General features: G+C 38.0%; 7 protein-coding genes. All 7 read right to left on the bottom strand.

What is annotated here, in order from left to right:
* Positions 1 to 8: 8 nt before the first annotated feature.
* The 7 genes from ACU8DI_RS05200 to ACU8DI_RS05170 all read right to left on the bottom strand — a co-directional run bounded on the left by ACU8DI_RS05200 (position 9) and on the right by ACU8DI_RS05170 (position 12,114).
* Positions 9 to 2,327 (bottom strand): pentapeptide repeat-containing protein, encoded by a 2,319-nt coding sequence (locus ACU8DI_RS05200; protein WP_447111692.1) that lies wholly within the window; start codon positions 2,325 to 2,327, stop codon positions 9 to 11.
* A gap of 3 nt (positions 2,328 to 2,330) precedes the next feature.
* Complete coding sequence (locus ACU8DI_RS05195; protein WP_447111691.1) at positions 2,331 to 3,014, bottom strand: hypothetical protein; 684 nt, start codon at positions 3,012 to 3,014, stop codon at positions 2,331 to 2,333.
* Positions 3,015 to 3,033: 19 nt separating this feature from the next.
* On the bottom strand, positions 3,034 to 4,257 hold the full coding sequence (locus ACU8DI_RS05190; protein ID WP_447111690.1) for a hypothetical protein: 1,224 nt from the start codon (positions 4,255 to 4,257) through the stop codon (positions 3,034 to 3,036).
* A gap of 36 nt (positions 4,258 to 4,293) precedes the next feature.
* On the bottom strand, positions 4,294 to 4,641 hold the full coding sequence (locus ACU8DI_RS05185; protein WP_447111689.1) for a hypothetical protein: 348 nt from the start codon (positions 4,639 to 4,641) through the stop codon (positions 4,294 to 4,296).
* Positions 4,642 to 4,689: 48 nt separating this feature from the next.
* Positions 4,690 to 8,727 carry a hypothetical protein gene (locus ACU8DI_RS05180; protein WP_447111688.1) on the bottom strand — a complete coding sequence of 1,346 codons (4,038 nt, stop codon included), beginning with the start codon at positions 8,725 to 8,727 and terminating at the stop codon, positions 4,690 to 4,692.
* 244 nt (positions 8,728 to 8,971) lie between these two features.
* On the bottom strand, positions 8,972 to 10,510 hold the full coding sequence (locus tag ACU8DI_RS05175; RefSeq protein ID WP_447111687.1) for a YifB family Mg chelatase-like AAA ATPase: 1,539 nt from the start codon (positions 10,508 to 10,510) through the stop codon (positions 8,972 to 8,974).
* 74 nt (positions 10,511 to 10,584) lie between these two features.
* Positions 10,585 to 12,114 carry a hypothetical protein gene (locus ACU8DI_RS05170; protein ID WP_447111686.1) on the bottom strand — a complete coding sequence of 510 codons (1,530 nt, stop codon included), beginning with the start codon at positions 12,112 to 12,114 and terminating at the stop codon, positions 10,585 to 10,587.
* Positions 12,115 to 12,220: the final 106 nt, after the last annotated feature.

Below are 12,220 nucleotides of genomic sequence, written 5' to 3'. Positions count from 1 at the left end.
AAAAGTGTTTATCCCCAGCAGTTACTGCATACAGGAGGTGATGGCGGTAAAGCCGCAGTCATTAATTCTGAAAAGCTCAAATGGTTATTTAATAGTTTCAATTTCATTCCTGATGGACACGTAGTATCATCATTCATTTGATCTAACATAAGGGCTGTTTTTCCAAATGATAAAGGTGTTTGTTGCAATTGTCCCTTGCTGTTTTTTTGTAATATAATTATGGGAGTAGCTCCGTTTATTTTGATACTCTCCAAACCATTTTCATCTAAAAAATACACCAATTTGAAATTACCATACCCAACCTGACTATCATCATTTTGGTCTGTATTGAGAATCATCCATTCTTTGCCAGGTGTATTAACTTGGACTTTGGCAACAGCGGATAAACCATATCCGTTATTCGTAAAGAGATCCTTAAGCTTTGAGTCGAGTGTTTCACTATCTAATGCTATTTTATAATTCGCATCAATGTTAAACAAGGGCACACCATCATCAAGAGCGTAAGCAGCATTGGTTAGATTTGCAAAGTTGACATTTGTTTCAATAAACTCCGTACTTTGCATCATAGCAAAAGCAAACGAAGTTGGCTTCAAATCGGAAGAAGGACTCAACGCTGTTTTATCAAATTTGGTTCCTATGAGATTTGCAAAATCAAAATTTGTCCCTTGAAGTAATGCTTGAGTAAAAACCATTCCCAGAACATTTGCATTTGAAAAATTAGCCAAACTCAGGTCAGCACTTTTAGCGCTAGCAGAAGCGCCATACCAATGTGCTCCGGACAACTCTACAGCGTACATATTCGCTTGTTCAAAATTAGCATTTGGCATGTATGCATTTGACAGTATAGCCGCATTAGACGTCGCAGTTGTCTCTTGTACTAATAGAAAATTTCCATTCTTGTTTACCTGATATTCTTGGTTCACAGTCAGTATTCTCCATATGGAACTCGGTTGTATAATAAGCACTTTTGAATTTGAAGGAATTTTAAGTGGCAATCCCGTTAGTGATGCAGGTACATGACCATTGTTTAAATCTCCCATATCACTTAGAGAAAGTTTTTGCAATGTCTTTTTTGCGCCTAACTGAGCTCCTGGACACTGTATACTTTGCATAATAGCGTTAGACAAATTAGAACCAATCATGGAAACAGCTCCTGTAATTGTTGCGGAGGTAAGGTCTGCAAAAGCTAATTGTGCGCCATCTAAAATAGTATGGTCTAGTTTCACAAATTGCATGGAGGCTTTTGCGAATACAACATCCGTGAGATCATGACCTGTAAAATCGCAATGATCTAACTGAGCTCCCATGAAGTTTGTGTTTGAATTCATTTTAATTTTAGTCAAATCATGTCCTGTTAATTTTGAGCCAATTAACAAGGCATCACTAAAATCGACGATTGTTTCTACACCCACGGCATTTGTGAAATCGGTGTTTATCAAGGTTGCTCCTTTATAAGTTGAATTATTAACAAGGGCATTACCAAACTGACAACCAACCATGGAAGCATCTGTAAAGTCTGCTTGCTGAAGATTCGTCTTGTAATTGTTTGGATTTGTAGGGGCGTTAAATTGTGCAAGGTTAAGCACGCAACCATTTAAAATGGAAGTATTTAACTTAATATATTGCATATTGGTTTTAACGAATGAGCAATTGGTAAATGTGAGTCCATTGGCCACACATAAAGAAAGGTCGGCATCATCAAAAATAGTGTTCTGGGCAGTACATCCATTCAAATTATTTTCTGATAATTTCGCTGAAGTAAAATCAGCATAAGATAAGTCTGTTGCCATAAAAGCAATCTTAGTCAGGTCTAAATGAGAAAGGTAGACACCTGTTAATGGATTACCAAGTGTACTCTTCTGACGCTTCATATCAGCAACACTGTCGGTAATTTTATTGATTGCAAATTTAGCGGTGTCTGGTGGTGTTGTCGTGTTTTTAGGAATCCGTTCCAACGTCATCCCGTTTACGTTTAAATAATAATCAACACCACTCACCGACTCGACTATATAAACATTAAAGTTATCAATCGTTACAAATGAAAATTGAGAGAGTGATATATCATTTCGTTTTTTATTGGAGACATAGTCATCTCCATAACTTAAATATTCCCAATTGGGTCCTTGCATTATAAATCCAGATGTCAAATCTCCATAGAGATTGAACTGCTGATTATCGGCAGGAGCATTAGTATTTCCAGCGGCCATAACAATATCGTTTTTATCTTGCTCCTTTGTCAAGCTTATCAGGTATTGACCGTCTTGAGTATTAAATGCATATTTACCCACAAATTCCGCTTGAGCTATATTTTCAATTGCATTCTTCATGAACTAACATTTTTGGGTGACGACCACATTCGAATTTCCTGTACCACCATTTGTTGAGTTACCAGCCTTTCCTGTGGCTCCATCTTGACCTTTATTGGCAAAACTACCATCATAATTTCTTCCGCCTTGACCACCCATTCCTTGCATACCAGCAGTACCACCTTTAGCACCGTTACCGCCAGATGACTTAGCCGATATTGGATTTGAAATAGAACTTTTACAATACGTGATAACAATTGCACCACCATTTCCTGCGTTTCCTGCATGTCCTCCATTTCCACAATCACCTGCATTACCACCTTTACCTCCATAAACCTCAAGATCTTTATGACTTGGTTTATTAATCCCTGCATTGCCGCCGTTACCGCCATAACCTGCTGCACCGCCATGGCCACCCATACCTGCATTACCACCTATACTTCGGACCACCAGCTCAGAGTCAGAACTAATGTTGTTTATTGAAAGAGAAAAATACTGAGCATCTGTAGCATGACCGCCGTCTTCGCCGTTGGTGCCACTGGTACCATTTTTTCCATCCGTCCCGTCTGTTGCAGGTACATATTTTGAGAAAAAAGGTTTTCTTCCATTCGTTCCATTAGAACCTTCAAGACCATTTAGCCCATGAGTACCTTGATTTCCATTGGTACCATCATGACCTTTAATTAAAATATCTATATTTTCTGACATAACTTTCTAGTTTATATGATTATGATATGGGACTCCCATTAATGATGACTTGACCAGGTGTTCCACCTTTGCCGCCATCCTGTGATTTTCCTGAAGCACCTGGTTTTCCATTAGGGTTCCCAGTGCCATACTTGCCAGGTGTACCAGCACTACCTCCTTTTCCGCCGTTAGCTTTCTGTGGCGATAATTGAAATTTTGGACTTCCTGAATTATAATTGATGTATACTTTTTGACCATTTCCACCATTTCCTGCTAATCCGCCATCTCCTGCATCACCTCCGTTACCACCTGGTCCTTGTGCACCTTTACCACAGGTCCGGCAACTATCACCTCCAGGTCCACCAGGTCCGCCATTGCCACCATTGCCACCTCTACCGCCATCACCACCATTACCACCAATACTACCTACTGTAAAATTTCCTTCCATTACAGGAAATGAAAAATTAATAATTCCACCTTCACCGCCATCACCGCCATCACCACCTTTAGTGGCACCTGTCCCATCACCACCTTTACCTCCAGCGCCAGCATCATTACAACCATGCTTTCCGTTTTTTGAGGCATCAGGCCCTTTACTTCCTGGCCCTGCATCACTACCATTACCACCAACACCGCCATCACCACCATCACCACCAATAGACAATAGTGTAACGGTTGAAGGCGTGGTTGGATCTGCCGAAATCGCCTCTTTTGAACTTACTTTTCCAGGTCCCTTTGTTACTATTTGACCACCCGATTCTACCGTAATTTTATCAACGACTAAGGCAATTGGCTTCTCGTCGGTCCCTTCTAACTTCAGTGGTTTTCCAGGTTGTACATTAATGTTATCGGCCGTAAAAATTGAGACTTGCATAGGGAACCGTAAATCATTGATTGGACCTTCCCAAGAATCCACCTTGGTAGAATCACCAAAAACATATTCACTCATGGCATTACAAATATGAGGGTGAAAAGGATCTGTTATGGCTTCTTTCAGAGTATTTAAATTTGGTGGAATTCTTGAAGCATCTGTAATCACATTTCGAGCCATTGTATTTGAAACACCACAAAGTTCTTTTAATGTTTTTACATCTTTTACTGTGATAATCTCTGCTGGAATATGAGATTTACTAGGATCTGAAGACAACACAAGTCCGTCAGGATAATCTCCTGTATTATAAGAAGTTGTGCGTTCTGTCGCTTTTTTAACACCAAGTGCTGTTAGATTAGAAATGTCTTGTTCAAAGTTTGCAAATTGTTGCATGATCTTATGGTTTTAATTAATAACTTAGTAATGATTTTATTTGATTAATGTCTCCACTGTAATAAGTGCCGAAGCATAACATATTATTTGACCTCCATCCTGAAATGTCATCGTATCAAAATGATAGGCCACAGGCGTATTCTTGTCTTCAATAATGAAAGGATTTTCTGGTGTGATCAGAATATTTTTTGAGGCGATAACTTCAAAGGAATCTGGAAAATGAGCTTGCTCTTCCTTCGAAATATCCGTGAGTTCAAAATAACGTCGCTTTGCATCTTCTGAATTAATTGTGGTTTTCTCTGCCTCCAGATTGGCAGTAAATTCATTACTACCGTCTACCTCTAGTAGTTTTAGTAGTTCATCATAACGATTCATATCTTTCATTTTTAAATGATTTTATTTTTAATTGTTTGGCCTTGTTAGGTCTCACTTTCAGGAAGGTATGTTGTATACTTCAAGGTTGGTGATGGTCGTGACAATGTCATAAGTTTTATTATTTCCTATGTCATCGATGGTCCAATGTTCTCCTTTTTTAAGCGTCTCAATAGTTGCTGAACTCGATAATGTGATACCATGAGGGGCCAAAAGATTACCGATATTGGTTAAATCACCGCTATCAAAAGTCTTTGCATCGCCCAGATCTAATTCAAATAATGGCGGTGTCGGTATCCATTGACTTATGGATGGTTCTGTTCGACCATTTGGACCTGATAATTTCTCGAAGTTTAAAGTAAATAAGTTTCTGAACGTGTCTATTGCCAATTTTCCAGCAGCAATGTGTTGCATATTGGTTGCACCAGATAACTTTTGATCTGGTGTTCTAAACAAATGTTTGCCCTCTGGCGTATAAACATCCATCACATACGCGTCACTCGATATAGTCCCTTGAGAAGCATCACCAATAAAAGCAAGCACGTACAAATAGCCTTTACTTTCAATGGCGACATCACAATATGTTAGTTTCTCATTATTGGGATTAATTGGGAAATATGACAGATATTCTGAAACGACCAGGTCATTACCTGATTTCTCAATAAGATAAGATTTAGCTCCAGCCAAATCTTTTAACTGCCATGAATTATTCTTAACCAAAATAATAACCTGAGTTTTATTAAATTGATCATTGACGCTAATTTTACCTCCTGAAAGAGTTAATATGTAAGTGTTATCTCTTGTTGGATCAGTTATGTTCCATTGACTACCGGCTGTTATTACTGTAACTTTTGTTGAATCTTTTGAAGATGTATCAATGGATCCATTCTGGTTTCTCTCATAAGCAAAGTAAATCATGTGATCAGAAAAAGCATTCACAATAGTATCGTCTAATTTAGCGGCATCCAGCACTGACACCAAGCTTCTATCAAGATCAAATAAATGTGCAGAATTATTATCTAAGAATGATTGAATCAATTGAGCTGGTGCTACTTTTTTATCAAGCTCAGCCGCCATTGAAGCACCACCAGTAATCGTAAAGAGCTGTTCTCCTGTGAAGGTTGGCGCTGGATTTCCTTTAATATCAAAGGCTTGTACTCTTTCACTTATGGACTCAAGCACCATGATTTTTCCATCTGGCGCTATGGATAATGCAATAGGTCCCAGCATTAAGCCTTCTTGAATACCCTTATTAGAGACGACAACAGCCGCTGGTGAATCAGAATCAGGCACTGCCGTTTTAGGAAGTTTTAAAATTTGCATTCTATGAGAACTGTAATTCACGGCTACGATATAACCATTAGGATGTACGACCATAGCATCGATATCACCTAAAGTGAATGTCCCATAAGAAAGACCACTATCCAAATCAAAGTCACTCTTACTATTGAGCAAGTCTACGTGTCTTAAATAACCTATGTCGCCACCTTTGGTGTCAAGCACAAAATTAAGCTCACCTATTTCAGTCGCTGTACCACCATATAAATCATAAGCAATACCAGGTTTTGTTTTAAATCCAAAGGAAGGAAATTTAGCAATATTCAAATCAGTCCCGCCTTTTAGCTTTATGGAATCAGGATCTTGTAAAACCCCTAGGTTTTGAAACACAAACATTTGACCTGAATCTATTGGACCATCTTCAAGAGGAATGTTTTCGCCACTTGCTTGCCATCCATAACCTATCATATAGGCAGACCTGTTAATTGTAAGACCTGTTAACTGCGCTATATTATTACCCGTATTTGAAGGATTTAAACTGCTTAAAGTTTCTGAAGGAATAGTTGCACCTTCAGATGTTCCCCACCATTTGTGTTTGTTATCAGTGGTATCAAAAATCATCTTTTGCATAAAGTTGTACTGCGTATCTTGTGTTAGTGGTACGAGAAGTTCAGTAATATTTCCAGTGCATGTCTTTTTACCAGAAGCAACTGTATCTGGTTGTGCTTCAATCCAATCACTTTGATATTTACCACATAACCAACCATTTTTAGAATAAATTCCAGCCGTTATTTGAAAGGAGCCACCCCATGGCACGATAAAATCTTCAACGATAGCTTGATTTGAAGAACCACCTTGCGATGTTAAAGGCACCTGACCTTTGGCTTCAAATCCCGTACCGTTTTTATAGTTGACTAAAATGCGATAATTGTCTCCAACTGCCGGCCATATTGCTGTTTGCGGCTGCCCTGAAACACCATGTTTCGGATCTGGATGCAAGGTGAAATCCAAAGTCATTTGTCGTTTAACTTCAATTTCAATAACGGCAGGTGACGATAAAACTTCTCCTAAAGAAACTGCTAATTGAGCGGCATCTAAAGCAATAGAAGCTATTCTTGTGGCAATACCAACATATGGAATAGCATTCGCAATTTCAGCAGCTGTAATCTTTAGCATGATTTGCTTCAAAATCAATTCAAACCCCTTTTTAATAATAATTCCAGCAATCAAACCTCCAAAAGTCCACAGGGCTTTCTTTAAACCTTTAACTGCCGCATAGCCGCCAAAAGCGACAGAACCGCCAGAAAATCCTACGCCTGCTGCAGCGGCAATATTATTGGTGTCTTTTATAAATTCTTTATACCACGTAGAACTGGTTACTGCTGCGCCTGCCACCATAAAGAATATGGGAATCCCAAAATTGAATATTCCGGTTTCAATAAAACCAGGCCAGACAATATTTTTATCGTAATTGTAAGTACCAATACCTCCAAAAAGCAATTTAGCCGACTTAGCATCGTCAGGCCACACAAAGTCCATTTTTGTAGGATCTGTAGGCATAGGAATCCCCATAATGGTATTCACATTAGAAATCATTTCTAAAAACTTTTTTTCATCCGTTTCAAAAATGGAAGGAATTGAAACAGGCTTCCAACCCGTTGGATTCTTTATTGGTTTTTTAAATTCTGTATCTGTATAAAATTCAACATAGGCACCTACTATGCGCGAGAAGTTATTACCAATATCTATTGAGAAATTGTTTTGATCATCGAATGTAATAGAACCTTGATCTGCCGTAATACCATGTGTAGAGGTATTTGGCGCCACGGTCCAGATACCACCTGGTTTTGTAACAGCGAGTTCTTGGAGCATAAAAGCCTCTCTAGTGGCTTTATGTGTTGGAACTTGAGTTTCGGTGTTGGCTTTGTTATAAGATGCTTGCCCTTGATCTACAGACCAGGTTTGATTTTGAAACTGAGTATCATTTCGGGAAGTTTGAACAGGTTGCGCTGCAGCTGCAGCCAACCATGATTCCGTTTCACTAGTAAGTTCATAAGTTAATAAAGGATCACCAGCTTTTCTTTTATCAATATCAAACTCGTAAGTCATCCCTTTGTTTGTATCAGGATTAACTGGTTGTACAATCCTAGCATATCCGCTGGTTTTTGTGGCTGGACCTTGTGATTGTATTGAGTTTTTAAGCAAGGTCACGTTATTAATCTGTCTGATACTATCAGGATCCGATTTTTGTAACGGATACACATGCTCATTCATCATAGCCTGAAATGTCATTGGCTTATTGCTCATCACGGATGGGTGCTGTCCAGAGAGGGTCTTAGCAACATCCAATGGCCCAAGCACATTGAATTCATCCATCATTAAATTGTGAACATCAGAATTAGATACCTTTGTTTCAACACCATAAGCATGAAGTATATGACTCTGAACAGATGCACCATGTTTCTCGCACAATCGTTTCATATATGCGTTATGATCTTCATTATTCGCCTTATATGACATATGGTATAAATCCGGTAAGTGGTTATCACCATCATGTGGATCATACTCACCAACCACTTCAATCATGGTCAAACAATCCTTATGAAAATGTTTCTGAGGTACTTGAATAAAATGCGTAAGTGCTGTGGGATTTTCAGAGAGTAAATGTTTACAAACTAAATTTTCTTTGGCTGCATCTTGAAGTGTTTTTTCAGTGTGTAATTCAATTGGCGCGATACTCCCTCTAATTTTCAAATAAAGCGTCTTATTTTCATAACCTGAAACATGATTAAAATCGAAGTGTAGTGTGTGTGTGGACATGTGCTTAATATTTTATATTGATATTAGTAAGTTGCGATCTTAATCTCCATTAATAGGATTTCCCTCAAAATATTAAGGTTAATTAAGACGATATAAATGTCTGATTATTAAGCGATTATTTGTAGAGTACAAATACCTGATTCATAAATACAAGTAGAATTACCTAATCCAAATCCAACAGGTGAGATCTGAAAATTTAGTAAGGGCAAGATTTAAAATGAAATTTTAAGAGTGGTCGTTATAATCAACCCAACCAACCTTCTCTATCCATGCTTCGATATTGAATGGCCTCGGAAATATGTGCACCAGTAATGTGTTCTGATGCTTCCAAATCAGCTATGGTTCTTGAGACTTTTAGAATGCGATCATAGGCTCTGGCGGAAAGGGATAACTGTTCCATAGCCGTTTTTAAGAGGATTTTGGACGAAGGTTCCAATTGACAGTATTTTCTAATTTGCTTAGAGGTCATTTGAGCATTATAATGCACGGAACTAGAATCTGCAAAGCGTTTAGTTTGTATTTCCCTAGCTGCGGTGACACGTTTTCTAATAGTTACAGACCCTTCCCCTTTTCGCTCATCAGAAAGTTTATCAAATGGTACAGGTGTTACTTCAATGTGAATATCAATGCGATCTAATAAGGGTCCTGAGACCTTACTCAAATAACGTTGCATTTCTGCTGGCGAAGACGTGACAGGTGCATTGGGATCATTAAAATAACCTCCCGGACTTGGGTTCATACTTGCGACCAACATGAAGGACGATGGATAAGTCACCGTGAATTTCGCTCTCGAAATCGTCACTTCACGATCCTCTAGAGGTTGGCGCATGACTTCTAAAACTTCTCTTTTAAATTCTGGAAGTTCATCAAGGAAAAGCACACCATTATGCGACAAAGAGATTTCTCCTGGTTGTGGATAACTCCCTCCACCAACCAAGGCCACATTAGAAATTGTGTGATGTGGACTACGGAATGGTCTCTGAGCCATAAGTCCAGAATGTGCTTTGACGCGCCCTACTACCGAATGTATTTTGGTAGTTTCCAAAGCCTCATGCAAGGTCATTGGAGGTAAAATGGAAGGTAATCGCTTGGCCAACATTGTTTTTCCGGCACCAGGTGGACCAATCAAGATAATATTGTGACCACCAGCTGCCGCAATTTCCATGCAACGCTTAATACTTTCCTGTCCTTTAACATCACTAAAGTCAAATTCAGGAAAATTTAAATTATTGTAAAATTCTTCTCGCGTATTAATGACGGTTGGTGCTATAGGGACATCACTATGAAAATAATCAATCACCTCTTTAATAGTGTCTACGCCATATACCTGTAATCCTTCTACAATAGCTGCCTCGCTAGCATTTTGCTTTGGTAGAATAAATCCTTTGAAACCTTCTTCTTTAGCTTTTACCGCAATAGGTAACGCGCCCTTAATTGGTTGCAAATTACCATCTAAAGACAGCTCTCCCATAATTAAGTAGTTTTCAAGGTGTTCTGCCTTAATCTGTTTTGAAGCAACCAAAATACCAATAGCTAATGTGAGGTCGTAAGCAGAGCCTTCCTTACGCAAATCGGCAGGCGACATATTGATTATTATTTTTTTTCCTGGAATCTTATAGCCATTATTTTGAAGCGCGGCTGCAATTCTAAAATTACTTTCCTTAATGGCATTGTCAGGTAAGCCTACCAAATGATAACCAATACCAGAATCTACGTTCACCTCAACCGTTATGGTGGTTGCTTCAACACCAAATACGGCACTTCCAAAAACCTTTTTAAGCATGTATAGAATATTTACTCAAATATAGATAATATTCTATAAAAATGACGAGAATCGCATTGAAATCAATAAAATGCTTAATAAGTGGTCCAACTGGTACTCAAAAAACGTTTGGGATTGACATGGCTGATGAGGTAAAACAAGTCTTCTCCTATATAGCTTCTCAAGTTTTGGAACAAGGCTTTTTCAGTGTTTTTTTGTGCGACAACATAATAATCTGTGCCAAAAAGAATCTTATCCTTCACCTTATCATCTTGAAGCAGATATTTCAGAAGCGGAAATAATTCTTCATTAAAAATGATAAAACTTATATCGGTATATACACCGTCATATTTGATCATCAAATCGTAAATTATAGACAACCAACTAGCGTTCCACCAAATGGTTCGGGTACTTCCATGATTCAAGGTATTCTTGATTTTTCTATTGAAATAATCGACCCTAGAACTATGGGATATGTTATTATTATAGTTATTCCAATTATCCTCAGTATAACGCAGCCATTCTTTAGATCCACCAAAATGTGCTAAGCAAATCTTTAGTTGACTCAAATCGACTGTCTCTCCTAAATAAGCACTCAATAAATCTTTATCCAACAAACAATGATAATTGAGCGGATGAGAAAAATTGGTCGTAAAATCAAAGTTTTTAGTCTGTGGCAAAGGCATTGGAATGGGTCCTTGTTCCTTTTTCTTCGTATATTTTAAAATGGGATGCGTGTCCCATTCCTTTTTCTTTTTACCTCTAAAGAATACGGTACCTTCTATACAATGGGTTGTGATTGGAATTTGGTGTTCCTGGGCAAACTTATAGGTATCTATTAAATGCTTATCAAATGGATAATACCCCAAAGCTGGATATAGTTTAATACCGTGAAAATTTTCTCTAGACAAGTTACGTTTTACATAAGCCTGATATGAAAAGCCGTTGATATTAATCGATGGATCCACAATGCGTCTTGGATCTACAAACACAAAAGGCAATAGTTGATCCTGATTATTCTTTTTAACTTTCAAGAGCTCATCTAATTGTGCCATGTAATTGGCAATGGGTTTCCCTGCCTCCATATAATCCATATCCATAGGCAAGACCACGAACTTTGTGTTGGTATCATAAGTTTTTTCTAGTAAATCGAAAACTTTACGTTGACCTGATTTACTGTAAGTCGCATAGCGACCTATTGTTGTGAATCGCTTAAATGCCGCTTTGCTTTGCTTGCTAAACAAATTGCTTAAAGCCAATATATTAATGAGCATTTTAAATAGCCATTTGCAGAAAAACAGAAGCAAGGTATACAACCAATACAACACACGGGTAAACTTTAGAATGTCCAAAAAGAAGTGTTTTACCTTATTGCATTTATGTATAAAACGCTTGTAATTATTATTGCGATACGTTAAATTTAAATAATACCATTTAACCACTTTCATGGTAATCACCTGGTACAACACAGGCATGATTTTCTTTCCAAAATTGTTTGGTACATGGTCTATGGTGAAGGTATGTGTATGACAATTATAGACGGTATAATTCTTTGGAATGTTACCTGTACTCGAGGTGGATTGTTCTGGTGCTGATTCCATCATATCATTTAGATTGCCATACATGTTATTGTATTGACAGAGGTTGTATTAGTTGAAATTTCAGATTAATTAATTCATTAGCCAGTAATGCAAGGGAGGATTTAAAATTACAAAAAAGTTTCTATAAATA

The organism is Psychroserpens sp. BH13MA-6, from assembly GCF_052983595.1.
Note: the sequence above shows the minus strand (reverse complement) of the source record. Positions and strands in the feature narration are given on the sequence as shown.